Below are 24,926 nucleotides of genomic sequence, written 5' to 3'. Positions count from 1 at the left end.
ACCCCACCCCCGCACCGACCGGGGAGCGCTCACCGGTCCCGCAGTTCCTCCGCCCATGCCCGCAGGCCCGCCGCGAAACCCGCGCGGTCGCGCTCGGGCAGGCGTTCCATCGCGCGTCGCAAGGGCGCCGCACGCGCCGCGACCAGTGCTTCCACCGACGGCCGGTAACCCGTGGCCAGACTCAGCAGGGTGCGCCGGCGATTGTCCGGATCCTCCTCGGCGACGACCAGTCCCGCCCTCCTGAGGTCACCGGCCAGTTCGCTGGCGGTCGGCATGGAGACGGCCATGCGTTCGGCCAGTTCACCGACGCCGATGGAGCGGACCACCGCCAGCTGTCCGAGGACCCCGCCATGGCGCGCGGTCAGTCCGTGTTCGGCGAAGACCGCGGCGACGTCATCGGGCATGTCCGTGCGGATCCGTCGGAAGTAGACCTCCAACTGCGGTATCACCCCGAGTTCCGCCACCAGTTTCGGATCGGGGCGTTGGAAGGGTTCTGAAGCGCGCTCCTGTGCCATGCCCATGATCATAAAGATTCGGGTGAGCAAACTGTTTGTATATCCGAAGTATTGCCTCTAGGCTGAGATGCCAGACCACGGTGTCCGCCGGAGCCCCGTGCGGCGCCGAGTGAGGAGCGAGTCATGGCAGCCGCCACGCCCGGGCACTCCGGCCCGATGTTCGACCCACCGCACCCGTACGGCTACGTGTACATCGGCGTGAGCGTGTCACCGCCCGAACGCGGGCCCATCGTGCGAGGTGACCGGAGACGGGAGGAGGCCCTGGCGGAGTTCGGCGGGCTTCTCCCCGAGGTGGAGGCCCGGCCCGAGGTCGTCGCCGTCGCTCTCTACGAAGCCGTGTTCATGCCGCCGCTGTCCGGAGCCCCCCGGTACGACGTCCTCCTTCTCATCACGACCGTCTCGCCCGAGGCCGCCGACGACCTCTTGGGCTCGGAGGCCTATCGGGCATTGGACGGAGAGCTCGTGATGGTCGCCCGCAACGTCCGCCGGATCGGCGAGACCGAGGACGGTTCCAGGTCGACCTTCCTGTTCAACCACTTCACCGCGCCCGATCCCGAACGCGCCGTCGTGGCCTGGGAGGACCTGGCCCACTGGTACGTCACCTCGATCGGGGTGGACAACAGCACCCTCCTGCGACCACAGGGAGAAGCCGCCTTCGCCATGGTCAACCAGGTTCGGTTGCCGGGAGGGCCGCTGCGCTTCCTGCTCGCGCAATTCGTTCGGCCGAGTTTCTTCCGAAGGGTGCGCGGCGGGCTGCGCTCGGAGGGGATGAGGGCGCTGCCGGTGTTCTATCGGCGCGTCTGAACATGCTGCGGCGGCCCGGACTCATGGCAGGGGGAAAAGGGGACGGGTTCGAGGGCGAGCGTCGCTCTGCGTTCCGCTCAGCGCTTCTCGGGGAGTTCCTCAGGGGGTGGGGAAGGACTTGCGGTGCCGTACCGCACGCACCGCGACCGCGCCGGCCACCGCACCCGCCACGGCCGCGGGGACGGCCACCTTCAGGGCTCGTCGGTGTCTGCGGAAGTCGTGGACCGGCCACTGGTGGGTCCGGGCGTACCGGCGCAGGTCCCCGTCCGGGTTGACCGCGTGCGGATCGCCCACCAACGACAGCAGCGGCAGGTCGTTCGAGGAGTCGCTGTAGGCCGAGCAGCCCGCCAGGTCCCACCCCTCCTTGCGGGCGAGCTCCCGCACCGCCACGGCCTTGGCCGGACCATGCAGCAGGTCGCCGTTGAGTCGTCCGGTGTAGACCCCGTCGACGCTCTCGGCCTCGGTGCCCAATGCGCCGGTCAGTCCCAGCCGGTGTCGGATGATCTCCGCCAGTTCCACCGGGGTCGCGGTGACCAGCCAGACCGGCCGCCCGGCGTCCAGGTGGCCTTGAACGAGCCGTCGGGCGCCCTCCCAGATGCGATCGGCCATGGTGTCGTCGTAGATCTCCTCGCAGAGGGCGACCAGGTCCCGCACGTCGTGTCCGGCGACGAACGCCAGGGCGGCCTCACGTGCGGCGTTGATGTGCTCGGGTTGTTCGCTGCCGGTCACCCTGAACACCGTCTGCCCCCACGCGAACCGCATGAGGTCGCGAGTGGTGAACAGGTCACGGGAGGCGAGCCCGCGGGCGAAGTGGTAGATCGAAGCGCCGCGCATCAGGGTGTTGTCCACGTCGAAGAAGGCGGCGCCGGGACCGATCGGGTTCGGGAACGTCGCGTCCAATGGCACGGTTCTCTCCTGGATCAGGTGGGGGAGGTCGCCCTCCGGCGGCCGGGGTGAGGCCCCCGCGTACTGTGAGCCTAGGGGCACGAGGCGCCCCGGTGGGGCCGCTGCACCGCCACGAGAATCCTGGTGATGAAGCTCACAGTGTAAAAGGCGGTTCCGGCCCGCACTCTGCGAGATCTCCTCAGGGGCCGACCCCTCAAAAGTGCACGTTGTGCACATCCACTCATCAGCGTGCATCATCATTGTCGAGATGGTCACGGTAGGTCTGACATTCATTAGCGCGTTGGTCGGCTGGAGCGCCACCGCCGCGCTGACCGCTTATGCCCAACGTCGGCCCGGTATCGCCGCGATCGCATGGTTGATCGCCGCGCTGGCCGTCACGGTGGGACTCAGCGCCGCGGTGATCGGGGTGCTGTTCGATTTCGGTGAGCCCACCTTCCGACTCCTGCAACTGGGTGTCAGCCTCCTCGGGCCCGTCTACATGGCGTGGGGGGCCTTCGAATACGCGGTCCGCGCGCCGAACGCCCGGTTCACCTCACGCCTGTTCCTCAGCGTCTTCACCATCGTTCCCCTGGTGGTGCTGGCCGTCGACCGCGCCAGCGGTCGCTTCGACTCCTCCTTCCCCCCGCTGGCCGAACACTACGATCTGATCCCGCGCGCGCTCGTGAACGGTGCGCAGGTCTTCGCCGTCGTCCTCCTCGTCACCGCGCTGGTCTCCGTCGCGCGGCGCGGCCTCCGCGGCCCCGGGAGGACCGATCTGATCGTTCTCGGGCTGCTCGCCCTGGCCACGCTCCTCTCCGCGGTCGTCGGCCGCTTCGGGCTGGACGCCGTGGGCCCGCTGCTGATGCTCGGCGCGGTCTCCGCGCTCTGGGGCGCCGGAGCACTGGCGGCCAAGCCCCGTCGCGACGTCTACGACGATGACGACGACTACTACGACGACGAGTACGACGACGCGGACGACGAACTCGACGAACCGCAGGAGGAGCCCGTGCGCCGTAAGCGCCGCAACGCCGACCACTACGACGACCACTTCGCAGGGGCCCCGGCGCCCACGCCGCCCAGCAGCAAGCTGCGCGGCGTCATCACGATCTACACGCTCGCCGACGGGCAGGGTGACGGCTTCGACCGGCTCGCCAACGCCGTCGTCGGCGAGGTGTCCGCGCGTGAGCCCGACACCCTTTTGTTCGCCTCGCACACGGTGCCCAGCGCGCCGTTGCAGCGCATCGTCTACGCGATCTACCGGGACGAGCTCGCGCAGGAGGAACACGAGCAGCAGTCGCACATGCTGGAGTTCGCCCGCCGACTGCCGGCGCACGTGGTCGCCACCAACGTGATCGAACTCTCGCTCTCCGACGCCTCCGCCAACGACGGCCTCGCCGCCATGCTGATGCCTCGTTGACGCGATCCGCGTGATCCCCGCTGGAACAGCGGTTTCGTCGCCGGCGCCCCTCTCCGTAACGGATGGGGGCGCCTCGCTCGTTCACCCTCCGCCCACGCCTCGAAGGCGCCCCACGCCGCCCCCGGTTCCTCTCGTTCGCGTCTCGATGGCTCGGGACCGCAACCAACCCGGACATCTCCGCGTCATATGCGAAGTGACGTACCCTTCCCTACAGGTTTTTCATGACCGGTGCCCTCCGGGTGCCGGTGGCGTGTGACCACGACCGGCCGGACGACCCAGCCGAGAGGCGCGCCGGATCGAAAGCCGGATCGAAAGAAAGTGTGCTGGGATCTCCGATGCGTAAGTTCCTTCTCGTCTTCCTGATCCTCCTCGCGGCTCTCGTGGTGGTGGCGGACATCGGGGCGCGTTCATTCGCGCAGAACACCCTCGCCGAACGTCTGGCCGATCAGATGGAGATGTCCGAGGATCCGGACGTGTCCATCGAGGGTTGGGCCTTCCTGCCGCAGGTACTGAGCGGTACCTACACCGAGGTCGACATCAACGCCGACAGCGCCACGATGAGCGATGTGACGGTCGAGCAGGTCGAGGCCACCGCCTCGAACGTCGAGGCGCCGCTGAGCGACCTCATGGACCAGCCCACCGTGATCGCGGGCCAGGTCGAGGGCTCCTTCGTGGTGCCCTACTCCTACTTCAACCCCTACCTGCCCGAGGGCATGACCATCAGCACGGAGGGCGACGAGCCCCGCATCAGCGGTGAGCTCGCCCTGCCCGAGCTGGGGCTGAGCACCTCGGTGTCCAGCGCCGGCGAGTTCACGGTCGACGGGGACGTCCTCTCCGTCACCCCTCGGGGCATCGAGGTCGGTGACCTGCCGATCGACGTCGACGAGCAGGTGGCCGGAATGCTCACCTTCAGCGCGCAGGTCCCCGAGTTGCCGCTCGGCCTGACCGTCACCGACGTGGAGGCCACTTCCAGTGGCCTGCTGATCACCGGTACCGGCTCGGACCTTCCGCTGATGGGTTCCGAGGTCGCCTGATGGCCCCCGCGGTGGAGTCGCTCGGCGCCGAGGAGATCGGCGCCGAGCTGGGCGCGAGGGCCACCCTCGTGCAGATCTCCAGTGCCTTCTGCCAGCCCTGCCGAGCCACCCGCCGCGTCCTGACGGAAGTGGCGTCGATGGTGGAGGGTGTGGCCAACGTCGAGGTCGACGCCGAGTCGCACCTGGACCTGGTGCGTCGGCTGGAGGTGCGGGGGACCCCCACCGTCTTCGTCCTGGACGCTTCCGGCCGGATCGTGCGGCGGGCACAAGGCCAGCCCCGCAAACCCGATGTGATCGCCGCGCTCGGACAGGCCGTCTCCTAGACCCGAGCCCGGGTGGTTCTCTTCCATGAATGCTCTCCGAGACGCCGTTCTCATATTCCGGAACACCCTGAAAGCCCGTCCGGCCCGGCGGAGCGGGCAATACGGCTTCCCCTGTGATCCAGGCCACCAGTGACAATCAGTGGTGCTGCCTGTAGCGTCTAAGACGTGACTTCCTTGACGAGCGCGTATCTGACGAAGCGACGGGCGGTTGATTTCTGCCGCGTCGCCGCCGCGCTCTGTCCATGTCCCTAGGGCGAACGGGCCCTCGGCCCCGCCTATTTCGTGCGATCGGCTTCCTCGGATCTCCACGCACACAGGGATGAAGTTTCATGCGAGTCGAGTTCGACGGGCGTCCGTACGCCCCCGGCACAGAGCGACACATCGACGCCCGCACCCTCGTGAGCTCGGAGCGGCAGGCCGCGACCACGTTCGCCCCCACTCCGCGTAGTGCCCTTCCCGCCTTCCACCCGGCCCCTCGCCGGGTGTAGCGGGGTACCCCGAACAGGTCCCCCCGACAGGGGACATCCCCATCAGGGGAAGGCCACGACGACACCCCGACTTCCGGCAGCAGGGCCCGGAAGCACCACGCATCCGACTCACACGCGACATCGCACAGAAACACAGGAGGTTCCCCATGAGCCGCTCCGACGTCCTCGTGGACGCCGACTGGGTGGAGGCTCACCTGGACGACGCCGACGTCGTCCTCGTCGAGGTGGACGAGGACACGTCCGCCTACGACAAGGGCCACATCCGAGGCGCTGTCAAGATCGACTGGAAGACGGACCTTCAGGACCCGGTCCGCCACGACTTCGTGGACAAGACCGGCTTCGAGAACCTGCTGTCGGCCAAGGGCATCGGCAACGACGACCAGGTCATCCTGTACGGCGGTAACAACAACTGGTTCGCCGCCTACGCGTACTGGTACTTCAAGCTCTACGGTCACGAGAACATCCGCCTGTTGGACGGTGGCCGCAAGAAGTGGGAGCTCGACTCCCGCGAGCTGGTCAAGGACGTCCCCGAGCGGGCCGCGACCGAGTACGAGGCCAAGGAACAGGACACCTCGATCCGCGCCTTCCGCGACGAGGTCGTCGAGGCCATCGGCACCAAGGCCCTGGTCGACGTCCGCTCGCCCGACGAGTTCACCGGCAAGCTGCTCGCCCCGGCACACCTCCCGCAGGAGGCGGCCCAGATCGGTGGGCACATCCCCACCGCGCGCAACATCCCGTGGGCCAAGACGGCCAACGAGGATGGCACCTTCAAGACCGCCGAGGAACTGCGCGAGCTCTACACCGAGGCCGGTGTGGACCTGGACAAGGACATCATCGCCTACTGCCGTATCGGCGAGCGCTCCTCGCACAGCTGGTTCGCGCTCCGCGAGATCGTCGGCATCCCGAACGTCAAGAACTACGACGGCTCCTGGAGCGAGTACGGCTCCCTGGTCGGCGTTCCGGTCGAGGTGGGGGAGGCCGAGCCCAAGTGAGCGACAGTTGCGGAGCCCCCGAGGGCGGTGTCGCCCTGGCCGACGTCGACGCGGGAAGCCAGGCGGTCATCCAGGGCACGGTGACACGTGACGGGCAGCCGCTGCGCGGTGCCTACGCCCGTCTGCTGAACTCCTCCGACGACTTCGTCGGAGAGGTCGCCACCGGTGACGAGGGGACCTTCCGGTTCTTCGCCACCGATGGTGCCTGGAAGGTGCGGGTGCTGGCCTCGAAGGGCTTCACCGGCGAATACCCCGTCCAGGCGGAGGTCGGCAAGGTCGTGGACGTACAGGTCCAGGCCTGACCGACGGTCGAACCACCGCAGCGCCGGTGCCGACGGAGAGATCCGTCCGGCACCGGCGCCGCGTCGTTTTCCAGGCTCAGCGCTCCCGGGGCGGTGGCGGCTCCTCATCCGGAACTTCGTACAGCTCGGCGAGCTCCCGGTTGATCGCCAGAGCCAGCCTCGCCTGGTCGAGCATCGCCTGGCGGTAGAAGGGGGAAGTGGCGGCGAAGGAGAAGGCGGCGATCCCGAACCACAGGAAGACGGAGGACCCATCCTGAACCATCGACCTGGCGATCAGGATCACAGAGTTGCCGAGAAGGAACAGGATCATGCCTGAGAAGTACCAAGGGTTCTGCCACCGGCGATTCAGGTCGGCGGCCGCACTGACGGTCAGCTGAGCCGTTTCGGGGTCGGGCGCGGGCGCACCACGGCGCAGGTACGGACGGATCCTGCGCCGTTCCGCGCCGATCGGTGCCTTGTGGGCGAGGGCGCGTTCCCTCCAGTGGGTGCGCCCCCTTCGGTGATTCCAGACATGGCCCCGTGCCACGCAGACCAGGGCGGCGACCATGAGCAGGAGTGAGAACAGAGGCAGGACGAGGGTGGGACCGGAGATGGGGGACTCCCGGGTATCCGAGGGGCGTGACCTTCGCCGGCATTATGTCGCTTCACCGGTTGCGCGGATCGTCCGGGTTCCGGCCGACGAGGGAGTCGGGTGAGCGGCCGCTCGACGCGTGGGTTTTCCACAGGTGGGGGATCGGTACTGGAAAGCGGGGGGCGGCCCTGCTTCACTGATGATCACGGCCACGCCGCTCGAAGGTCCGTGCGCGTTCCGTGTTCGAACGTCGGGCATGGCCGGCCGTGGCAAGCACGAGGGCGCCGGTACGCCGGTGCCCGAGCTTCGACCGCCCAGTGGCCGAAGCCCCCCACATGAACGATTCCCCGGCGGTCCCTCTCTGCCGCCGGCGAGGAGGTGTTCGGACGGTGCCCAAAGCACGGTCGTCGGCGAACGCGGCCCGAGGCGAGACGGGACGCACCTACCTCGGATGGCGGCACAGGATCCTCCTGCCACCACCCGGTCCCGCCCCGCGCCGTCCCGCGCCCTCGGACGCGCAGACGGTCTCCGAGGAGTGGATCGCGGGTCAGCGTGACAGCGAGGCGCAGACCAACCGTCCCCTCTACTTCGCGCTGGTCGGACTCGCCCTACCGGCGCTCCTGTTCCCGGCGCTGTGGCTGATGCGCGTCCTTCCCGGCAGTCTGGCGCTGGGCGGCGTGTTCGCCTGCGTGGCCATCGCGGCGCCCGTCGCCTTCGCGCTCGTCCAGAGCCGCCAGGTCATCTCCGAACGCCTGGAACGGGCGAAGGAACGACTGGCCGCCGAACGTACCGAGCGGGAACGGATCCTGCGCGAACGGCAACGCGAACACGCCACCCGGTACACCGAATGGCAGGCGGCCTCCCGTGCCTACGAGGCGCAACCACGCTGGTACGGCATGACCGTGCCGGCCGGCACCTCCGCGGTGGTCGTGGTGGGCGGGGGCGACACCGGGTGGTCGGCGCTGCTCACCACCGTCGGTGTCTCCCGGTTGAGGGAGGGCGGTGACCTGACGGTCGTCGACCTCACCGGGCACGGGGTCGCCCGCGAACTCGTCCGTCTCGCCCGTCGTTGCGCCGTGGAGCCGCGCAGATGGGTGCTCCCCGCCGACTTACCGCGGATGACCCTGGGAACCGACCTGGACGCCGGTCAGCGTGCCCGCGTCCTCTCCGCCGTCGCCGCGGCCACGGGGAGGGTCCAGGACGTCGACGCCGACGAGACGCTGTTGCTGCGTCTGTTGGAGGTGCTCGGCCGGAACGTGGACATCGCCCGCCTCATCGGTGGTCTGCGCGCCCTGCTGACCCCCGCCGACGACGACGCCGAGGACGACCCCGCCCTGGCCCTGCTCACCGTGGACGAACGCACCAGGGTGCGGGAACGCTGCGCGGACGACCCCGAGGTCCGTGAACGGGCCTGGGCCCTGGAAGAGCGACTCAGCCCGTTCGAAGCGGTCGGTACCCGCGCCGACGACGCCGCCTACGCCCAGGTCAAGATCATCTCCACCGACCGGGCCTCCGGGGCGGCGGCCGCGCGGGTGTACGGAACCTACGCGGTGGCGGCGCTCAGCGAGCTCCTGGAGACACGTGAACCGGGCCCGGCGGTCCCCGGGGGTAGAGCCCCACGGGTACGACCGGATCGAACCCGTACCGTGGTCGTCTGCGGCGCGGAGACACTTCCGGAGGAGGAGGTGGAGCAGGTCCTGAACGCGGCCGAGGACGGCGGTGTCGAGGTGGTCCTGATGTTCCGCGAGGCGGTGCCCGCCGCGGTCCGCCACCTGTCCGATCCGTCCTGCCTGCCCGTGGTGATGCGGCGGCCCGATCGGGACGGGAGGGTCGCGCGAGTGGTCGCCGAGGTGGTCGACGGATCCGGGAGCGACCGGGAGGACCTGGAGATCCACCGGCTCACCGAGGTGATCGGCGAGGCCGTCGGCGCTTCGGTCACCGAACTCGACGGTGACGACGAGAACGCTTCCGACGAGGAACCCCTCTTCCCCTCTCCGCACACCGAGTCCGGTGCGCTCATCCGCAACGCGGCCGCCGCGATCTCCCCGCTGGATCTGGTCAGGCATGTGAGATCCGCCACGGCCTGGGGGCGGGCCACCGCGCAGGCGGCGGAGATCGACACCCCCATCGCGTCGACGGGGGAAGAGGAGACCACGGTGCGGATCAGCGCTCTGGACGCGGAGTCGCTCCGGGAGCTGCCACCCACCGCGGCCCTCGTCCTGACCTCGGCCGGCCCGGTCCTGACCGACACCAATCCGGGTATTCTCACCCTGTCCACAGCCACCCTCGCCACCGCCGAGGACCACCGGAACCCCGGTATCGGTAGGGGCGTCGGCCGGGTCGAGGGCCCAGATGGTCCGGGTCCGAAGGCCGAGGAACCACGGCGTTCCCCGGCCGGCGGCACGAGGATCGAACCACCGGGTGACAGCGCGCGGGGCCCCGGACCCGGAAACGCATCCATGGTCGGGAACGTCCCGGAAACGCCCGAATCGGTGACCGGCGACGGTTCCGATCCGACACGGGTCCCGCCCAACCTCGGGCCGCCACCCGAGCGGTTGGACTGGCGGGTCTGAACAGCGGTGGACAATAGGCTTGGCCCGACACATCGCCCGCCGCCACAGCGCGTTCGCGCGGGTGATCTAGCGATCGTGGAGATTTGATGAGCGAGCTTTCCTTGCGCGCCCAACTGGCTTCGGTACTGGGCAGGAGCGCGGCAGGCCTGTCCAGGGCCACTGGACGCGGAGACGGCTCCGTTATCGGCGGCCGCGTCGCCCTGAAGGTCGAACCCGACCTGCTCGCCAAGCTCGCCCAGGGTCGCCGTCTCGCCCTGGTCAGCGCCACCAACGGCAAGACCACCACGACCCGTCTCATCTCGCAGGCCCTGCGTGAGTTCGGTGACGTGGCCACCAACGAACACGGCGCGAACATGCCCACCGGGCACATCACCGCGCTGGCCGCCAACAAGGCCGCCGTCAACGGCGTGCTGGAGGTCGACGAGAAGTACCTCCCGCAGGTCATCAAGGCGACCAACCCCGCCTTCGTCGTACTGATGAACCTCAGCCGTGACCAGATGGACCGCGCCTCGGAGATCAACCTCCTCGCGAAGAAGTGGCGCACCACCCTGGCGCAGAGCAACACCCACGTGATCGCCAACGCCGACGACCCCCTCGTGGCGTGGGCCGGTCTGGGCGCTCCCAACGCCACCTGGGTCTCCGCCGGCCAGCGCTGGAAGGAGGACTCCTGGTGTTGCCCCGAGTGCGGCGCCCACCTCAAGCGCGAGGTCGATCCACACTGGGAGTGCCCCGAGTGCGGCCTGGCCCGGCCTCGGACCACCTGGGCGGTGGACAACGACTCCGACACCCTCATCACCCCCGAGGGGCAGCAGATCAAGCTCCGCCTCAACCTGCCGGGTGACGCCAACCGCTCCAACGCGGCGATCGCCGCGGCCACCGCCGCCGCCTATGGCATCCACCCCGAGCGCACCGTCGAACGCCTCCGCGACATCACCTCGGTGGCGGGCCGCTACACCTCCGTGGTGACCATGGGCGTGGAGGTTCGCCTCCTGCTCGCCAAGAACCCGGCCGGATGGCTCGAATCCTTCGCCGTCCTCGACCCGCCGCGGGTTCCGGTCATCCTGGCGGTCAACGCCCAGGTCTCCGACGGTAAGGACACCTCCTGGCTGTGGGACGTGGACTACAGGGTCCTGCGCGACCGTCGGGTCTTCATCATGGGTGAGCGTCGTACCGACCTCGCCCTGCGGCTGGAGACCGACGAGGTTCCCTTCGAGGTCGCCGAGCGGGTGGACGAGGTTCTGGCCAAGCTCAAGGCAGACCGTCCCGACATCACCAAGGTCGACGTCATCGCCAACTACACCGCCTTCCAGCAGATCCGCACCGCGTACGGCCGCATCCAGTAGGAGACCCAGCCATGTCGAACAACAGCAGCGCCCTGCGGATCGTGTGGATCTACCCCGACCTGCTCAGCACCTACGGGGACCAGGGCAACGTCCTCATCCTCAAGCGTCGCGCCGAACTGCGCGGCATCCCGACCGAGGTCGTACAGGTCAACTCCAGCGACTCCGTGCCCGAGCAGGGTGACGTCTACCTGCTCGGCGGTGGCGAGGACCGGCCGCAGATCCTGGCCGCCGAGCGTCTTCGCGCCGACGGTGGTCTGGCCCGGGCCGCCGCGCGCGGCGCCTGCGTCTTCGCGGTCTGCGCCGGTTACCAGATCATCGGTGAGAGCTACGGCGACAACGACGACAATCCGCTCCCCGGCGTGGGCATCCTCGACATCCGCAGCGGCCGTGGTCAGAGCCGCGCCGTGGGCGAGATCGTCGCCGACGTCGACCCCGCCTTGGGCGTGGGTCGGATCACCGGGTTCGAGAACCACCAGGGCCGGACCGCCATCGGTCCGCAGGCCCGACCGCTGTCCACCACGGTGAAGGGCATCGGCAACGACGACCGCACCGAGGGCGCCTACCAGGGCCAGGTGCTCGGTACCTACCTGCACGGGCCGGCCTTGCCGCGCAACCCGCAACTGGCCGACCTGCTGTTGCGTTGGCGTGTGGGGCAGTTGAACCCGCTGCCCCCGGCCTGGGGCGAGCGTCTGCACGACGAACGCCTGACGGCGGCTCTTCGCTAGAGACTCGATCGGCCCGGTGGGAGTCCTTCCCATCGGGCCTTCGTGTGTCCGGAGCCGGTGGGCACCCTCGCCGGTCACCAGCGGTGGCGTTGGAACAGGGGGGAGACACGGCCCATCCCCAGCACATGGGCGAATTCGTGGTGGGTGAGACCGTTCTCCCGGTGGGAGACGGGGGCGCGCCAGTGGGGTTCCGGCCGTGTGGGCGCGCGGTCGTCGGGGCTCTCTCGGTCAGGGCCGACGAATCGTCTCAGTCTGACCCAAAGGTCCACCGGTCGGTCGATTCCGCTCATCCACGTCCCCCGATTCGTTCGTGCCGCGCAGGCCTTCAGGGGAAGATAACGAGTGGGTCGGGCTCCGCGGGTGGTAACCGATGAAGAACCACCGATAACCCTCCGTGGCGAGGGTCGGATTTCGGTCGAGGGTGGGCAAACGGGGCACAATTTCGGAATGTCCGTGCTGTGGTATGTGTCACACGGGTATGAGTGCCACCGATCCGCCCCCAGGTTCCGTCGGCCGCTTCGGACGGTCCGCACGTGTCCTCGCGATCCCCGTCGCCGTGCTCGTGGCGGCCGGTGGGTGCACGGCGGCGTTGGCCGCCATGGGCGGGCTGCCGACCCCCGATGTGCGGATCGTGGTGGGAGAGGAGGATCGCGACCCGGCGGGAAGCGGGTCGGAACAGGGCGCGCGGTCCGATCCGGAGACCTCGCCCGCGCCCTCCGCGGAACCGACCGAGGAACCGAGACAGCCGGAGGCGTCCGGTCCCGGGCAGCAGGCGGACCCTTCCGAATCCGTGCCGCTGTCCTCCTTCAACGGATCCTCGACGTCGGTCGGTCCGTTCCGGGTGGAGGTCGAGGTGGCCTACACCGACAGCACCATCACCGACGGGATGGGCACGAACGCCACCGCCCCCTCGGGCATGACGTACTACATCTACCGGCTCAACGTCACCAACGAGGGTTCCTCACCGGCGATCTTCGACAGCAACGGCACCCGGGGCCACACCACGGACGGGGAGACCTTCGCCAACGATCCCGATGCCGAGTGGACCGTGGCCCATGACTACTTCTGGGACGAGATCAACCCCGGCACCACGGTCACCACGCACCTGATGTTCCTGGCGCCCGAGGGCACCGATTTCGACCACGTTCTGGTCTCCGGGCAGAGCGACCTACGACCTTCCTGAAGCCCTACCGAGGTCGGCGACGCAGATCGATCTGGGCGTTGGCCCCGGTGTCCGGGTCCACGATGACCTCCTGGCCGGCGGCGATACCGTCCACCGCCAGAACGGCGTCGATCGGCGCCGTCCGCTTGACCAGCCCCAGCGCGATCGGCCCCAACTCGTGGTGGCGGGCGGAACTGCCCACGCGGCCGATCCGACGCCCCTCCAACTCGATGTCGGCGCCCACCACGGGGAGCCGCTCCCTGGTGCCGTCCAGGTGCAGCAGCACCAGGCGGCGCGGGGGACGACCCAGGTTGTGCACCCGGGCCACCGTCTCCTGCCCGGGGTAGCAGCCCTTCTCCAGATGCACGGCGGAACCGATCCAGTCCATCTCGTGCGGAATGGCGCGCTCGTCGGAGTCCAGACCGGCCCGAGCCCGGTGCGAGGCGATCCTGTGCGCCTCATAGGCCCACATGCCGGCCGGTCGGGTTCCCGCCTCCGTCAGCTTCCTCGCGGTGGTCACGAGCTCCTCGGAGGGCACGAACAGGTCGATCTCGTGCTCGGTGGCCCGGGTGACCGGACCCTCCACCACGGCCAGTGCCTTGTCCCGGTCCGGGCCGAGCAACGTCAACACCGAGAGCGAGTCCGAGAGGTCCTCGACCTCCACCCGCAGCATGAACACCATCGAGTCCAGGAACCGGGCCGTCTCGGCGGCGTCACCCGGCTCGGTGTGCATCCAGGTGGACTCACCGTCGTCCACCATCGACAGGTGGTGCTTCAGCCGGCCACGCGCGTCCATGATCAGCGCCTCGGTGCCGACACCCGGGGCCAGGTCCCGGGTCAGCTGGCTGGTGAGGTCGTTGAGCCAGCCAAGACGGTCGGGTCCGCTCACCCGCACCACACCCCGGTTGCTCCGGTCGACCCAGGCGCTGGAACGTTCGATCGCGCGGCCCTCGTGCGAGGGGTCGCCGTAGTGCGCGGCGACGTCGGTGTCGGGGGTCTCGGCGCTCACGGCACCGGGTGTGGTCAGCAACGGCGAAGTCATACCGCCGAGGGTATCCGCCCCGTCCAAGAGGACACAGGGGCGCGATCGACCTGGGGATACAGATCACAGAAAATCACTTGCCCGCCACCGTCCACGAGACGTAGTTTGGCGGCACGCAGGAAAGGAGGTGGTCCAGAACATGATTGACCCTAGGACCGGCGAGGTGGCCGTCCGCTAGGACGACGCCGAGCATTCGCTCGACGTACGTCGTAGGCGAATCCCAGACGGACACCCGAACCCCGGGCTGTCGGACCTAGTCCGATCCGACCCTCTCGTAGGAGCCGGCCCGGGGTTCGTCCATGTCCAGACCCCGAACGGGCCTACTTGCCGTCGTTCGGCTCGATCTCGGCCACGCGCTTGAGTTGGGCGGACATGTACGACTGAAGCCCCAGGTCGCGGGCGGCCAGATCCCACGCGTAACCCAGGGTCTGGCTTCCGTCGTTGAACAGCCCGTACAGGCGGTGCGACCCCTGTACCTCCAGACCGGTGATGGTGCGCACGATCCCGGCGCTTCGCATCTCCACCCGGTTGGCGAACACGTTGCCCTCGTAGGACTCCAGGTAGCCCTCGTTGTGGGCGATCATCACCTCGAGGTGGACGATGTTGTTCTCGTCCTGCGCCGCGTACTGGGCGGTGTCCCCCTTGGAGAGCGCACGCCAGTACCCGGATTCCTCGGTGACCAGCTCGCCGGTGGTCCCGTCCGAGTTCATCCGCCAGACCTTGGCGCTGTAGGCCATGTAGGGCAGCCCCGCGCGCGGGGTGAACTCGACCTCCTGGCCGAACTGGAACTTCTCCTCTTCCACATATCCGGCGACGCCGACGCCCTCCCAACGTCCGAACAGGAAGGACAGTTTCGCCAGATCAGGGTGTACCGCAGCGTCCATAACCCCCGAGAGTAGCGCGCGGCGGAGGTGCCGGTGACCGCTCGCGCGAAGGCATCCGTCACCGCCACCCTCGGGTCCCGGACCGGACATGCCCAATTGGCCCGGCTTTCTCGGAGAACTGGTAAAGATGGTTGACGGACGCGGTGGGTCCTCGGGGCTCGGATCCGCACCGCGGTCCCCCGACCTCCGACACGATTTCCGAACACGATTCCAAAGGGGCTGCCTGTGTTGCTGGTGATCGGTTCGGCGTTGCTCGTCGTCGCGGTGGTCCTCCTGCCACTCGCCTTCGTCGCCCTGCGTCGCTGGCGGCGTCAGCGTGGTCTCGCGCTGCTCCTTCCCGCCGCGGTCGCCGAGCACGAAGGCAAGCGCGTGACCCTCACCGGCGTGGCCGCGCCGGGCCCCGCCGGTGCCATCGAATCCGGGCTGGCGGGTGTCGAGTGCGTCTGGCACGGTCACGAGGTCCTGCGGCACTACCGGCCGTTGGCCCGCGGTCAAGTCGACGGGCAGGTCGGCGAGCGCGCCTGCGACTCCATCGCCGACTACGGCTCCGACGACCTCTTCGGTCTGGTGGGGGAGGGGCGCCCGGGGGACGCGCAGCGCATCTTCGTCGACCCGGCGGACACCGAACCGCAGGAGGCCGAACTCTGCCTCAAACGCCAGGTCGGCCGCCCCCAGCCCGGTGTGGCCGCCACCGCGGACGACCTCCTGCCCAGGGTTCGAGGTCGCATCTCCGGTGTCTTCCGGGGCGAGACCATCGAGTTCGAGTACCGCGAGTGGATCATCCGTACGGGTGCTTCGGTACGCGTCACCGGACGCGTCCACACGCGTGATGGCCGCGTCGTATTGGCCGGCTCGGACGAGGACCCGCTCACCATCGAACACGGTGTGGTCGAACGGGCAACGCGGGTCTCTCCGCGTCGGACCGAGGCCCTGGGCCTGTCCGTCGGGTTCCTGTTCTCCGCCATCGTGGGAACCGTGCTCCTCCTGATCGGCCTCTCGGTAGGCTGACGGACATGTCTCGTTCTTTGGTGATCAAGGTCACGGCCGGCGCGGATGCTCCGGAACGGTGCAATCAGGCGTTCACGGTCGCGACCGCGGCGGTGACCGCCGGCGTCGAGGTCTCCCTCTGGCTGACCGGGGAGTCCGCGTGGTTCGCGGTCCCCGGACGCGCCGAGACCTTCGAACTCGAACACGCCGCTCCGTTGCGGGACCTGCTGGCCGCGGTGCTGGCGGCCGGCCGGGTGACTGTGTGCACCCAGTGCGCGGCCCGACGCGACCTCACCCAGGACGACCTGATCGACGGCGTGCGCATCGCGGGCGCGCAGAGCTTCGTCGAGGAGACCCTCCAGGACGGGGTCCAGGCGCTGGTCTACTGATCCGCCCCGGAAAAACGAAGGTGCCCGTACCACCGTTGGAGGTACGGGCACCGATGTCGTCGTGGGGCGTTACTTCTTGCCCTGGTTGGCGACGGCCTCGATGGCGGCCTTGGCGGCCTCCGGGTCGAGGTAGGTGCCGCCCGGGTTCGTGGGCTTGAAGTTCTCGTCCAGCTCGTAGACGAGCGGGATGCCGGTGGGGATGTTCAGCCCCGCGATGTCGGCGTCGCCGACCCCGTCCAGGTGCTTGACCAGCGCGCGCAGCGAGTTGCCGTGCGCGGCGACCAGGACGGTCTTGCCCGCGGCCAGCTCCGGGACGATGTTGTCGTACCAGTACGGCAGGGCGCGGTCGAGTACGTCCTTGAGGCACTCGGTACGCGGCAGCAGCTCCGGCGGCAGGAGTTCGTAGCGGACGTCGTCGGACTGCGAGTAGGGGTCGTCGTCGGCGATGGGCGGTGGGGGAGTGTCGTAGGAACGACGCCAGATCATGAACTGCTCTTCGCCGTACTCCTCACGGGTCTGAGCCTTGTCCTTGCCCTGAAGCGCGCCGTAGTGACGCTCGTTGAGGCGCCAGGAGCGCTCGACCGGCAGCCAGTGCAGGTCGGCGGTCTCCAGCGCGAGGTCGGCGGTGCGGATGGCGCGCTTGAGCAGCGAGGTGTGCAGCACGTCCGGGGTCACCCCGGCGGACTTGAGCAGCTCGCCGCCACGGCGGGCCTCGTCCTCGCCCTTTGCGGACAGGTCCACGTCCACCCAGCCGGTGAACAGGCCCTTCGCGTTCCAGACACTTTCACCGTGTCGCAGCAGTACCAGAGTTCCCATGGGGGCAAGCCTAGTCACTCGAAGTCCCGGCCGGTTCGGCCAGGTGGGCGAAGGCGCGCAGATTCCGGGTGTCGTGGCCGCGTTCGAGGCGCCACTTCCACTCCTTGCGGATCGCCGAGGCGAATCCCAGCTCCAGCGCCGTGTTGAAGTTCTCGTCCGAGTAGGTGAGCACGCACCCCAACAGCCGGTCGACCTCGTCGACGGTGACGCCGCCCAGGGGGAGCCGGCCACGGATGTACACGTCGCCGACCTCGTCCGAGGTGAACGCCATCCCGTACATGTCGGAGCCGCGCCGGGTCAGCCACTGGTAGAACCCGGCGTGGTTCTCGTCCGGTCGCCGACAGAAGAACGAGGTCAGGGTGAGGCTGTGCGGGCCGGCCTCCAACCACACCAGGGTCTTGAGCTTGGCCGTGCCCGGGATGGTGACCAGGAACGAACCCTCACGTGGGCGTTCGACCTCCAGCTCGGCCTCGCGCACCGCCTGTTCGATCGCCTTGATCGCGTTCTCGCGCGCCGTCGTCTCCGCCACGTGCCTTCCCTTCTCCTCCACGGCCGTCCCCGTCATCGGCATGCCGCCTCGGCCAGCGGGAGCGCGCGCGGGGTCAGGGCCGACCGGTACGCGTCCAACAGGTCGTCCACGGTCCGCGACCAGCTCAGGGTGGCCGCGTGTTCCGGTGCGGCCTCCGCCAGCTTGGCATGCCAGGCCGGTTCGCGAATCAACCGGTGCAGCTCGGTGGCGTAGTGGCGCGGGTCGTGCCCGTCCACCAGGACGCCCGACACCCGGTCGGAGACGGCCGTGGTCAGGCCACCGACGCGGGCCGCCACGACCGGGGTGCCACAGGCCTGTGACTCCACGGCCACCAACCCGAAGGACTCCGAGTAGGAGGGCACCACCGTCACGGTCGCGGCCCGGTAGAAGTCGGCCAGGCGTCGACGGTCCTGGGGCGGTTCCAATCGCACCACGTCGGCCACTCCGAGTGACCGGGCCAGGTCGGTGAGCATGCGGGGCTCGTGCATCCCCCCGCCGGACAGGCCGCCGACCACGCCCACCACGAGGCGATCGCGCAGGGAGGGGTCCTGTTCCAGGAGTTCGGCGGCGGCGCGGATGAGTACGTCCGGGGCCTTCAGCCGTTGCACCCGGCCGACGAAGAGCAGCAGGTGGGCGTCCCGGGGCAGGCCGATCCGTTCCAGGGCCTCGGCGCGAGGTCCGGGCGAGAAGGTGTCCAGATCCACACCGGGCGGGATCGTATGGAGCTGTTCGGGTCGGGCGCCGTAGAAGTCCGAGAGCTGGAGGGCCTCGTCTGCGGTGTTGGCGATGAGCCGGTCGGCCTGGCGGACCAACTGGTCCTCGCCGCGTACCCGGTCCTCCGGTTCGGGGGAGTCGCCTTCGGCGAGGGCGGCGTTCTTCACCCGGGCCATGGTGTGCATCGACTGCACCATCGGCACGCCCCAACGGCGCGCGGCCACGACCCCGGCCTTGCCGGACAGCCAGTAGTGGCCGTGCACGAGGTCGTAGTGGCCCGGTTCGGCCTGTGCCTCGGCCCGCATCATTCCGAAGATGAACGGACACAGGTGTTCGGCGAGGGTGTTCTTGTCCAGGCGCCCGTAGGGGCCAGCGTGCACGTGCCGCACGTTCACCCCGGGAGCGAGTTCGACCACGGGCGGCAGCGACGGCCTGGTGGCCCTGGTGAACACGTCCACCTCCACGCCGCGCTCCGCCATCCGGCGTGCCACCTCGACCACGTAGACGTTGAGCCCTCCGGCGTCACCGGTACCGGGCTGGTCGAGCGGGGAGGTGTGCAGGCTCACCGTCGCGATCCTCAAGGGGACCGCCGCCTGATCACCCAACGGAACGAGTCCGGACACCGGTGGTCCCTCCAGGTCGCGTGTGCGGGCAGTAGTCGTCAACAGCGACGAAGGTACACACTGTTCCCGACCGGCCTGTCCCAGGGGGCGGGGGTTGACCCGGGTGGGGGTCAGGGGGTAGAGGCCCAGCCGGCGACGAGGAAGTCCGCGACATCGGGGAACGTGCGTTTCCAGGTGCGCAGATCGTGGCCGCCGCGGGGACGCAGGGTGGTGACCGTCATACCGTGCTCGGTGAGCAGATCGGAGAAGCGTTCGGCCTCTCCCTGGATCCGCCCCTCCTGGAGAGGAGTGTGGTCCTCACGCCCCTCGACCAGCATGAAGCGCAGGTCGCGCACCTCCTCGGGTTCGAGGAGACGATCAGGGGAGTGCGGATCGGTGTCCGTACCGAGGACGCCGTGCGGGTCGTCGACCCGGAAGTACCCGGCCCAGCTCACCACCTGTGAGTACAGGGCGGGGTTGCGCAGGGCGAGGGCGGCCGCGCCGTAACCGCCCATGGAGAAGCCGCCGATAGCCCTCAAGGAGCGTGGACGAGGATGCTCCCCCTCCACCGCGGTCACGGTCGGGCCGGTGACGAAGCTCTCCAAGGCGAAGCTCCCGTCGTGGGCGTCGGCCCATTCGGTGGTGGACCCGTCCTCGACCTGACCGTGCGGGGCGGCGATCACGAACTCGACCCCGCTGCGGCACATCTGGCGGTCCATCAGTTCGCCAACGCCCGCGTCCATCAGGGTCCGGTGACCGGATGAGGATCCGTGGAGAAGGTAGAGCACGGGAAGGTCGGCGCTGTCCGGTCCGGGGGGTCTGCGGATCCACACGGAACGGCCTTCGTCACCGGTGGCGGCTGTGTCGGGGAGGGTGACCACCTCGTCGCGCCCGGGCTCGTCGCAGACCGCGACGTCGCCCGGACGGGGCAGCGCCGCCGGGGTGGAGTCGGCGTCGGGCGGGACACGCATCTGACCGGTGGCGAGTTCGGGTTCGGTCTCGGACAGGTGGTGTCCGATCCGCTCGACCAGCCGTTCCGGCGGGGCGGTGGCCAGGGACGCGGCGACCACGGCCACGGCACAGGAGGCGAGGAGCACGGTGGCGCGTCGGGAGAAGGAGACGAACACGTCGCAACCTCAAGGGTCGGGGGCAACCGGTGACCGCACGCGAAGCGGTCAGGGAATGTCACCCATTGTAGTCTTCTTGAAGCTCTCCGTGTGCGCGGGTCTTCGGGTGTCGCCGTGGAGGTCCGCGGCCCCGGACGCCGATCGGCTTTCGTCGACGCCTCAGACGGACACGGGGTGCCGCAGCCGAAGCGACTCCGGGTACGGGCGAAGGTAGGTCTGTTCGCTCGCCCACGTGACGTCCTCCGCCGTGCAGTGGTGTCGCAGCAGGGCCACGGGCAGGCTCAGTGGAGCGTTGCCCCGCCGATAGTCCTCGATCCCGGCCAACAGATCGTGCCTGCGCGTGTCGTCCAGCAACGGACTGATCATCCCGAAGACGTGCTGGAGGGCGTTGGCGTGCTTGCCACGACTCGTCCTGACGGCCAACGCCCGATGGAACGCCTCGGCGTAGGTCGCCGCCGTCTGCTCGCGGTCGTGCGCGCCGGCCTTCGCCACGACCCGCCCGGTCTCGCGGTACCCGTCCGGGGAGTGCGCCATCAACTGGAGTTTGTGCCGCGTATGGAACGCCACCAGGTCGCGTACGGCCCACTCGCCCTCGATGAGGGCGCGCAGCCGCGCGTGCGCGAACACCCGTTCCACGAAGTGCTCACGAAGGACGGCGTCGGACAGGCGCCCCTGCTCCTCCACCGGCAGTGCCGGCAGCAGCGTGGTGAGCCGCTCGGCGAAGGCGCCGCGGCCGGTGCCGCGCAGCCGGTTCCCGGCACCGTCGAAGACCGGTAGGGAGAACAGGCCACAACTCGGCGACTTGTTCTTGAGGACGTAGCCGTCGAGTCGGGCCAGTCGATCGAGGTGTCGATTCGCGACGTTCGAGAGATCGTCGGAATGGTCGGTTCCGGTCGCACTGGAGATCACTCGCGCCGATCCCTCTGAGTCCTGTAGGCGCAGGGTCGGGCGAGGGACCCCCAACCCGATCTCCGCTTCCGGGCAGACCGGGAGCCAATCCACGTGCCGGCTCAGTTCGTCGGTGAGGAAACGGTTTCGCGAGTGGCCGCCGTTATAACGCACAGAGGCGCCGAGCAGGCAGCTGGACACTCCGACGACGGGGCGAACGAACGTATCCATTCCGGGGCCCTACCCGGTGGAGCCTGCCGTAACCACCGACGATCTCTTTGAGTAGTGTGTCGAACACCTTAAGTGAAGGAGGTCTCTTGGTCGCTCCCGTGCTCGTGCTCTTCACCCAGGATCTTCGCCTGAACGACCACCCCGCGCTGACCACGGCCCTGGGAACCGGCGGAGCGGTGGTCCCGCTCTTCGTTCTCGACCACGCCCTACTGCGACGCGCGGCCCGCAACCGGCTCGCCCACCTCGCCGAGGCCCTCGCCGACCTGCGTTCGGGACTGCGCGCCGTGGGCGCGGACCTCGTGGTCCGCCGAGGCGACACGGTCACGGAGACACTCGCCCTCGCCCGGGAGACCGGCGCCGGGACCGTCCATCTGAGCGCGGGCGTGAGCCGCGTGGCGGACCGGCGGCTCACCCGGCTCCGCGAGTCCGGGTTGGTCGCGCGTACCCACGCCGGGCTCACAGTGGTGCCACCGGGAGACATCACCCCGACCGCGGGTGACCACTACAAGGTGTTCACCCCCTACTGGAGGGTCTGGGAGGGCACCCGATGGCGGGAGACCCTGCCCGCCCCCGAACGGGTCCCCCCGCTCGAAGGACTCGACCCCGGACGCCTGCTCGCGCCCGACGACCTTTCACGCGAAGGTGTGGGAGCCCTCTCCCCTGAACGGCAGGCGGGCGGATGGACCCGGGCGCGTGAACGACTCCGTGCCTGGCTCGACTCGGGTCTCGCCGACTACGGTGACCGGAACGACGACCTTGCCGGTGCGGCGACCTCTCATCTGTCCGCCGACCTGCGCTTCGGTTGCCTGTCCCCGCTGGAGGTCGCCCGCGCCGCACGCGATCTTCCAGGGGGTTCCGAGTACGTTCGCCAACTCGCCTGGCGCGACTTCCACCACCAGGTCACCGCGGCCTTCCCCGACATCACGATTCGGGACTACCGGCCTCGTGGTCGCGAGTGGCGAGAGGACCCCGACGCCCTCGCCGCCTGGAAGGAGGGGCTTACCGGGGTGCCGATCGTGGACGCCGGGATGCGCCAACTGCTTCGCGAGGGTTTCATGCACAATCGCACCCGAATGATCACCGCGTCCTTCCTCACCAGGACCCTGCGCGTTCACTGGCGGGAGGGGGCCGCGCACTTCGACGCCCACCTGACCGATGGTGACGTGGCCGACGACTACGGCAACTGGCAGTGGGTGGCCGGAACCGGCAACGACACCCGACCCGGTCGGGCCTTCAACCCCTCCCGGCAGGCCAAGAGGTTCGACCCCGAGGGTGTCTACGTGCGTAGGTACGTGCCCGAACTCGCCGACCTGTCCGGTGCCCGCGCCCACAGCCCGTGGTCGGAGGGATCCGGCGAAGGTGTCGAGGGGTATCCGCCTCCGATCGCCGACCCCGGCCGACTGTGAGGCGAGACCGGGGTCGGCGCGCGACTAGGAGTTGTAGTGGCCGCAATTGGGGCAGGTGCGCACCCCGGGGTTGAGGTACTCACCGCATCTTTCGCACAGGCCCACGATGGGCTTGTCGTGTTTGGGGGACATGTGCGGTGCCCCCTGGTGAACGGGCCTCAAGGGTCATCCTTCCGTTTCGGCCAGCCCGTCGATGATGTCGTCCAAGACCAGTGACCGGTCAGAACCCGACATCAAACGCAGTTCCCGGAGCGCGGGAACGGTGTCGACACCTTCGGGCCCCGTCACCGTGCACACGCGCATGCAGTGCTGGGTGGGGGCCCACCAGAAGTCCCGTTCATCGATGGGGGCGATGCGGTACACCGTCGCGGGGTACTGGGACGGTCTGCTGGGTGAGTGCCATTGCTGGACACGGGCGAGTACGAATCCGGTGATCAGGGAATCGAAGACGCCGTCCGACACCAGGTCGGTCAACGCGTTCTTGTCGCCCTCGGCGCGGCAGGCGTCACACCCGGCGAGTTCCGCGCGCAGGAGCCAACGGGCACGCGCGTGACCCACCTCTGGGTTCTTGAGCTTGCTCGGATGCCGGTGTCCCATACACGGGAGCGTACGACGCCCGGGGAAGCCGCGATAGCCGGGCCCCGTGGGGATCTCGGTGCCCGCGCGGAGCACCGGCCGCAAGCACCCTTCGGACCCTGTCATCGAGGACTCAATACCCTTGCTCACAAGCCATCTTGAATTAACGTGGGGGTGCCACAGGCAGTACTACCACCCGTCGTAGACTCATGACTATGAATCGGCTTGGCGAACTTGAACGCGCGGTGATGGATGTACTGTGGGCACGCAACGAACCAATGACGGTTCGTGAGGTCGGCAAAGCGCTCGCAGAGCGGGACCTGGCGCACACGACCGTCATGACCGTGCTCGACAGACTCGCCAAGAAGAAGGTCGTCACCCGGGCACGTGAGGGCCGTGCGTGGCGGTACCGTCCGGCTGCCAGCCGTGAGAACTACGTGTCCGAGTTGATGTTCGACGCACTCGGTCAGACGGTCGACCGTGACGCGGCCCTGGCCGCCTTCGTCCAATCCATGGACGGTCAGGAGGCTGAAGCGCTCAGGCGCGCACTCGCGGAAACCGAGCAGCCAAGGAACTAGTCCGAATGGTCAGTGCCGCACTCCTCACTCTCGTCGCGGTCAGCTGCCTCATCGCCATGGAAGCTCTCCACCGGGCGAAGTGGCCCTCCCGCGGCCCCTACACGGCGGTCATCGCCTGGCAGGCCCTCGGCCTGGCATGGGGTGTGTCCACCATCGGCGCGCTGTTGGCCTACGGGCTTTCCTCGTACCGACTCGGTGCCGCCGGCGGCAGCATGGCCATGCTCGCCGACCTGGTCAGCGGAGAGTTCCTGCTCGCCGAGTTCTCCCAGGGGCTGGAAGGCATCAGCCACCTGGCCGCCGTCACACTGGCCGTGATCCTCACCCTGGTCCTGTTCTGCGGACTGGTGGCCTCCTTCGTCCAGGTTCTGCGCGTTCGTAGACGCCACCACGACCTCCTCGAACTCGTCGCCAGCGATCACCCCGACGTTCCCGGCGCCCGAGTGGTCGACCACCCCGCCGCCGCCGCGTACTGTCTGCCGGGCGTCCTGCGATCCCAGGTGGTCATCAGCGCGGGCGCCCTGGAAGTACTCGACAACCGCGAGCTCGCCGCGGTCCTCGCCCACGAGCACGCCCACCTGCGTCAGCGTCACGACCTCGTGCTGCTGCCCTTCTCCTCCCTCAAGCGGGCCTTCCCCCGTGTCCACCTCGTACGCACCTACTACGAGAGCGTCGCGCTGCTCATCGAGATGTGCGCCGACGACCAGGCCGTGCGCAAGAGCTCCTCGCGGGAACTGGCCATGGCGCTGCTGCGTTTCGGTGCCGCCGGGGCCGCGCCCGTCCCGGCCGGCGCGATGGCGGCCGTACGTCCCGCCGAACCCTCGGTGATGCGCCGGGTCAACCGCCTCCTGCGTCCCGACGACGAACTCCCGTACCACGCGGGCGCGGTCATCATGGGCTCCTCCGCCTTCCTCCTGGCGACGGTCACCTGCCTCTGGAACATTCCGGTCTGACCCTCCGGGCACGATTATCGACGCCGATCCGTTTACCGTGGAGAGCGGGCGGACCCCCGTTCGATCACGCGTA

At 69.0% G+C, this 24,926-nt stretch carries 29 protein-coding genes; 17 read left to right on the top strand and 12 right to left on the bottom strand.

The features are described from left to right. Nucleotides 1-29: 29 nt before the first annotated feature. Nucleotides 30-515, bottom strand: a complete 486-nt coding sequence (locus ABZ717_RS01175; RefSeq protein ID WP_358503622.1) for a MarR family transcriptional regulator — start codon at nucleotides 513-515, stop codon at nucleotides 30-32. A gap of 123 nt (nucleotides 516-638) precedes the next feature. On the opposite strand from ABZ717_RS01175, the gene ABZ717_RS01170 reads away from it, so the two are divergent. Then, nucleotides 639-1,319: a hypothetical protein gene (locus ABZ717_RS01170; protein WP_358503619.1), complete on the top strand. Its 681-nt coding sequence runs from the start codon at nucleotides 639-641 to the stop codon at nucleotides 1,317-1,319. 99 nt (nucleotides 1,320-1,418) lie between these two features. On the opposite strand, the gene ABZ717_RS01165 is transcribed toward ABZ717_RS01170, so the two are convergent. Next, complete coding sequence (locus ABZ717_RS01165) at nucleotides 1,419-2,219, bottom strand: HAD-IB family hydrolase (RefSeq protein WP_358504065.1); 801 nt, start codon at nucleotides 2,217-2,219, stop codon at nucleotides 1,419-1,421. 253 nt (nucleotides 2,220-2,472) lie between these two features. On the opposite strand from ABZ717_RS01165, the gene ABZ717_RS01160 reads away from it, so the two are divergent. The 7 genes from ABZ717_RS01160 to ABZ717_RS01130 all read left to right on the top strand — a co-directional run bounded on the left by ABZ717_RS01160 (nucleotide 2,473) and on the right by ABZ717_RS01130 (nucleotide 6,760). Continuing rightward, nucleotides 2,473-3,621, top strand: a complete 1,149-nt coding sequence (locus tag ABZ717_RS01160) for a hypothetical protein (RefSeq protein WP_358503616.1) — start codon at nucleotides 2,473-2,475, stop codon at nucleotides 3,619-3,621. Nucleotides 3,622-3,956: 335 nt separating this feature from the next. Further along, nucleotides 3,957-4,655 carry a DUF2993 domain-containing protein gene (locus ABZ717_RS01155; protein WP_358503613.1) on the top strand — a complete coding sequence of 233 codons (699 nt, stop codon included), beginning with the start codon at nucleotides 3,957-3,959 and terminating at the stop codon, nucleotides 4,653-4,655. After that, complete coding sequence (locus tag ABZ717_RS01150) at nucleotides 4,655-4,978, top strand: thioredoxin family protein (RefSeq protein ID WP_358503610.1); 324 nt, start codon at nucleotides 4,655-4,657, stop codon at nucleotides 4,976-4,978. The genes ABZ717_RS01155 and ABZ717_RS01150 overlap by 1 nt, the downstream gene beginning before the upstream one ends. A 165-nt stretch (nucleotides 4,979-5,143) precedes the next feature. Next, nucleotides 5,144-5,230: a putative leader peptide gene (locus ABZ717_RS01145; RefSeq protein WP_355267795.1), complete on the top strand. Its 87-nt coding sequence runs from the start codon at nucleotides 5,144-5,146 to the stop codon at nucleotides 5,228-5,230. A gap of 77 nt (nucleotides 5,231-5,307) precedes the next feature. After that, entirely contained in the window at nucleotides 5,308-5,466 is a 159-nt protein-coding gene (locus tag ABZ717_RS01140; RefSeq protein WP_358503607.1) for a hypothetical protein, read from the top strand. Between the two features lie 146 nt (nucleotides 5,467-5,612). Beyond that, complete coding sequence (locus ABZ717_RS01135) at nucleotides 5,613-6,458, top strand: sulfurtransferase (RefSeq protein WP_358503604.1); 846 nt, start codon at nucleotides 5,613-5,615, stop codon at nucleotides 6,456-6,458. Continuing rightward, complete coding sequence (locus ABZ717_RS01130) at nucleotides 6,455-6,760, top strand: DUF1416 domain-containing protein (protein WP_067600299.1); 306 nt, start codon at nucleotides 6,455-6,457, stop codon at nucleotides 6,758-6,760. Before ABZ717_RS01135 ends, ABZ717_RS01130 begins: the two co-directional genes overlap by 4 nt. 76 nt (nucleotides 6,761-6,836) lie before the next feature. On the opposite strand, the gene ABZ717_RS01125 is transcribed toward ABZ717_RS01130, so the two are convergent. Then, entirely contained in the window at nucleotides 6,837-7,307 is a 471-nt protein-coding gene (locus ABZ717_RS01125) for a hypothetical protein (RefSeq protein WP_358503600.1), read from the bottom strand. Between the two features lie 488 nt (nucleotides 7,308-7,795). On the opposite strand from ABZ717_RS01125, the gene ABZ717_RS01120 reads away from it, so the two are divergent. The 4 genes from ABZ717_RS01120 to ABZ717_RS01105 all read left to right on the top strand — a co-directional run bounded on the left by ABZ717_RS01120 (nucleotide 7,796) and on the right by ABZ717_RS01105 (nucleotide 13,155). Next, nucleotides 7,796-9,904: a hypothetical protein gene (locus ABZ717_RS01120; protein ID WP_358504062.1), complete on the top strand. Its 2,109-nt coding sequence runs from the start codon at nucleotides 7,796-7,798 to the stop codon at nucleotides 9,902-9,904. An 86-nt stretch (nucleotides 9,905-9,990) separates the two neighbouring features. Continuing rightward, on the top strand, nucleotides 9,991-11,247 hold the full coding sequence (locus ABZ717_RS01115) for a MurT ligase domain-containing protein (protein WP_358503597.1): 1,257 nt from the start codon (nucleotides 9,991-9,993) through the stop codon (nucleotides 11,245-11,247). Between the two features lie 11 nt (nucleotides 11,248-11,258). Next, a complete protein-coding gene (locus tag ABZ717_RS01110) occupies nucleotides 11,259-11,972 on the top strand; it encodes a glutamine amidotransferase (protein WP_358503595.1) in 714 nt (237 codons plus the stop codon). Nucleotides 11,973-12,450: 478 nt separating this feature from the next. Beyond that, entirely contained in the window at nucleotides 12,451-13,155 is a 705-nt protein-coding gene (locus ABZ717_RS01105; protein ID WP_358503593.1) for a DUF4352 domain-containing protein, read from the top strand. Between the two features lie 4 nt (nucleotides 13,156-13,159). On the opposite strand, the gene ABZ717_RS01100 is transcribed toward ABZ717_RS01105, so the two are convergent. Together ABZ717_RS01100 and ABZ717_RS01095 are read right to left on the bottom strand one after the other, a co-directional pair. Beyond that, nucleotides 13,160-14,176 (bottom strand): folate-binding protein, encoded by a 1,017-nt coding sequence (locus ABZ717_RS01100; RefSeq protein ID WP_358503590.1) that lies wholly within the window; start codon nucleotides 14,174-14,176, stop codon nucleotides 13,160-13,162. A gap of 320 nt (nucleotides 14,177-14,496) precedes the next feature. Continuing rightward, complete coding sequence (locus ABZ717_RS01095; protein ID WP_358503586.1) at nucleotides 14,497-15,060, bottom strand: FABP family protein; 564 nt, start codon at nucleotides 15,058-15,060, stop codon at nucleotides 14,497-14,499. 225 nt (nucleotides 15,061-15,285) lie between these two features. Between ABZ717_RS01095 and ABZ717_RS01090 the strand changes: the two genes are divergently transcribed. Together ABZ717_RS01090 and ABZ717_RS01085 are read left to right on the top strand one after the other, a co-directional pair. Beyond that, nucleotides 15,286-16,068, top strand: coding sequence for a hypothetical protein (locus ABZ717_RS01090; protein ID WP_358503583.1), 783 nt, complete (start codon nucleotides 15,286-15,288; stop codon nucleotides 16,066-16,068). Nucleotides 16,069-16,073: 5 nt separating this feature from the next. Then, nucleotides 16,074-16,436, top strand: coding sequence for a DsrE family protein (locus ABZ717_RS01085; protein ID WP_358503580.1), 363 nt, complete (start codon nucleotides 16,074-16,076; stop codon nucleotides 16,434-16,436). A gap of 69 nt (nucleotides 16,437-16,505) precedes the next feature. Here the strand turns inward: ABZ717_RS01085 and ABZ717_RS01080 are convergent, their stop codons facing one another. The 5 genes from ABZ717_RS01080 to ABZ717_RS01060 all read right to left on the bottom strand — a co-directional run bounded on the left by ABZ717_RS01080 (nucleotide 16,506) and on the right by ABZ717_RS01060 (nucleotide 21,343). After that, nucleotides 16,506-17,252 (bottom strand): phosphoglyceromutase, encoded by a 747-nt coding sequence (locus tag ABZ717_RS01080; protein ID WP_358503577.1) that lies wholly within the window; start codon nucleotides 17,250-17,252, stop codon nucleotides 16,506-16,508. A gap of 10 nt (nucleotides 17,253-17,262) precedes the next feature. Further along, nucleotides 17,263-17,781: a YbjN domain-containing protein gene (locus ABZ717_RS01075; RefSeq protein WP_358503574.1), complete on the bottom strand. Its 519-nt coding sequence runs from the start codon at nucleotides 17,779-17,781 to the stop codon at nucleotides 17,263-17,265. A gap of 32 nt (nucleotides 17,782-17,813) precedes the next feature. After that, nucleotides 17,814-19,118 (bottom strand): D-inositol-3-phosphate glycosyltransferase, encoded by a 1,305-nt coding sequence (mshA, locus tag ABZ717_RS01070; RefSeq protein ID WP_358504060.1) that lies wholly within the window; start codon nucleotides 19,116-19,118, stop codon nucleotides 17,814-17,816. A 110-nt stretch (nucleotides 19,119-19,228) separates the two neighbouring features. After that, complete coding sequence (locus ABZ717_RS01065; RefSeq protein ID WP_358503571.1) at nucleotides 19,229-20,224, bottom strand: alpha/beta hydrolase-fold protein; 996 nt, start codon at nucleotides 20,222-20,224, stop codon at nucleotides 19,229-19,231. A gap of 159 nt (nucleotides 20,225-20,383) precedes the next feature. Beyond that, nucleotides 20,384-21,343: a DUF523 and DUF1722 domain-containing protein gene (locus ABZ717_RS01060; protein ID WP_358503568.1), complete on the bottom strand. Its 960-nt coding sequence runs from the start codon at nucleotides 21,341-21,343 to the stop codon at nucleotides 20,384-20,386. Between the two features lie 86 nt (nucleotides 21,344-21,429). Between ABZ717_RS01060 and ABZ717_RS01055 the strand changes: the two genes are divergently transcribed. After that, nucleotides 21,430-22,749 (top strand): deoxyribodipyrimidine photo-lyase, encoded by a 1,320-nt coding sequence (locus ABZ717_RS01055; protein ID WP_358503565.1) that lies wholly within the window; start codon nucleotides 21,430-21,432, stop codon nucleotides 22,747-22,749. Nucleotides 22,750-22,773: 24 nt separating this feature from the next. Here ABZ717_RS01055 and ABZ717_RS01050 read toward each other — a convergent pair whose 3' ends face one another. Beyond that, nucleotides 22,774-22,881 (bottom strand): zinc-ribbon domain-containing protein, encoded by a 108-nt coding sequence (locus ABZ717_RS01050; protein ID WP_358503562.1) that lies wholly within the window; start codon nucleotides 22,879-22,881, stop codon nucleotides 22,774-22,776. A gap of 33 nt (nucleotides 22,882-22,914) precedes the next feature. Continuing rightward, nucleotides 22,915-23,346 carry a hypothetical protein gene (locus tag ABZ717_RS01045; RefSeq protein WP_358503559.1) on the bottom strand — a complete coding sequence of 144 codons (432 nt, stop codon included), beginning with the start codon at nucleotides 23,344-23,346 and terminating at the stop codon, nucleotides 22,915-22,917. A gap of 194 nt (nucleotides 23,347-23,540) precedes the next feature. On the opposite strand from ABZ717_RS01045, the gene ABZ717_RS01040 reads away from it, so the two are divergent. Further along, nucleotides 23,541-23,903, top strand: a complete 363-nt coding sequence (locus ABZ717_RS01040; protein WP_084392335.1) for a BlaI/MecI/CopY family transcriptional regulator — start codon at nucleotides 23,541-23,543, stop codon at nucleotides 23,901-23,903. A 5-nt stretch (nucleotides 23,904-23,908) separates the two neighbouring features. Further along, a complete protein-coding gene (locus tag ABZ717_RS01035; RefSeq protein ID WP_358503555.1) occupies nucleotides 23,909-24,853 on the top strand; it encodes a M56 family metallopeptidase in 945 nt (314 codons plus the stop codon). Nucleotides 24,854-24,926 lie beyond the last annotated feature (73 nt).

This window comes from Nocardiopsis sp. NPDC006832, from assembly GCF_040635885.1.
Classification (GTDB): domain Bacteria; phylum Actinomycetota; class Actinomycetes; order Streptosporangiales; family Streptosporangiaceae; genus Nocardiopsis.
This window is presented reverse-complemented; position numbering and strand designations above follow the sequence as displayed.

What these genes read in the sequence shown, in the direction of transcription:
- ABZ717_RS01175 (WP_358503622.1), bottom strand. Translation starts at nt 515, where the DNA reads ATGGCACAGGAGCGCGCTTCAGAACCCTTCCAACGCCCCGATCCGAAA.
- ABZ717_RS01170 (WP_358503619.1), top strand. Translation starts at nt 639, where the DNA reads ATGGCAGCCGCCACGCCCGGGCACTCCGGCCCGATGTTCGACCCACCG.
- ABZ717_RS01160 (WP_358503616.1), top strand. Translation starts at nt 2,473, where the DNA reads ATGGTCACGGTAGGTCTGACATTCATTAGCGCGTTGGTCGGCTGGAGC.
- ABZ717_RS01155 (WP_358503613.1), top strand. Translation starts at nt 3,957, where the DNA reads ATGCGTAAGTTCCTTCTCGTCTTCCTGATCCTCCTCGCGGCTCTCGTG.
- ABZ717_RS01150 (WP_358503610.1), top strand. Translation starts at nt 4,655, where the DNA reads ATGGCCCCCGCGGTGGAGTCGCTCGGCGCCGAGGAGATCGGCGCCGAG.
- ABZ717_RS01140 (WP_358503607.1), top strand. Translation starts at nt 5,308, where the DNA reads ATGCGAGTCGAGTTCGACGGGCGTCCGTACGCCCCCGGCACAGAGCGA.
- ABZ717_RS01135 (WP_358503604.1), top strand. Translation starts at nt 5,613, where the DNA reads ATGAGCCGCTCCGACGTCCTCGTGGACGCCGACTGGGTGGAGGCTCAC.
- ABZ717_RS01125 (WP_358503600.1), bottom strand. Translation starts at nt 7,307, where the DNA reads ATGGTCGCCGCCCTGGTCTGCGTGGCACGGGGCCATGTCTGGAATCAC.
- ABZ717_RS01115 (WP_358503597.1), top strand. Translation starts at nt 9,991, where the DNA reads ATGAGCGAGCTTTCCTTGCGCGCCCAACTGGCTTCGGTACTGGGCAGG.
- ABZ717_RS01110 (WP_358503595.1), top strand. Translation starts at nt 11,259, where the DNA reads ATGTCGAACAACAGCAGCGCCCTGCGGATCGTGTGGATCTACCCCGAC.
- ABZ717_RS01105 (WP_358503593.1), top strand. Translation starts at nt 12,451, where the DNA reads ATGAGTGCCACCGATCCGCCCCCAGGTTCCGTCGGCCGCTTCGGACGG.
- ABZ717_RS01100 (WP_358503590.1), bottom strand. Translation starts at nt 14,176, where the DNA reads ATGACTTCGCCGTTGCTGACCACACCCGGTGCCGTGAGCGCCGAGACC.
- ABZ717_RS01095 (WP_358503586.1), bottom strand. Translation starts at nt 15,060, where the DNA reads ATGGACGCTGCGGTACACCCTGATCTGGCGAAACTGTCCTTCCTGTTC.
- ABZ717_RS01085 (WP_358503580.1), top strand. Translation starts at nt 16,074, where the DNA reads ATGTCTCGTTCTTTGGTGATCAAGGTCACGGCCGGCGCGGATGCTCCG.
- ABZ717_RS01080 (WP_358503577.1), bottom strand. Translation starts at nt 17,252, where the DNA reads ATGGGAACTCTGGTACTGCTGCGACACGGTGAAAGTGTCTGGAACGCG.
- ABZ717_RS01060 (WP_358503568.1), bottom strand. Translation starts at nt 21,343, where the DNA reads ATGGATACGTTCGTTCGCCCCGTCGTCGGAGTGTCCAGCTGCCTGCTC.
- ABZ717_RS01050 (WP_358503562.1), bottom strand. Translation starts at nt 22,881, where the DNA reads ATGTCCCCCAAACACGACAAGCCCATCGTGGGCCTGTGCGAAAGATGC.
- ABZ717_RS01045 (WP_358503559.1), bottom strand. Translation starts at nt 23,346, where the DNA reads ATGGGACACCGGCATCCGAGCAAGCTCAAGAACCCAGAGGTGGGTCAC.
- ABZ717_RS01040 (WP_084392335.1), top strand. Translation starts at nt 23,541, where the DNA reads ATGAATCGGCTTGGCGAACTTGAACGCGCGGTGATGGATGTACTGTGG.
- ABZ717_RS01035 (WP_358503555.1), top strand. Translation starts at nt 23,909, where the DNA reads ATGGTCAGTGCCGCACTCCTCACTCTCGTCGCGGTCAGCTGCCTCATC.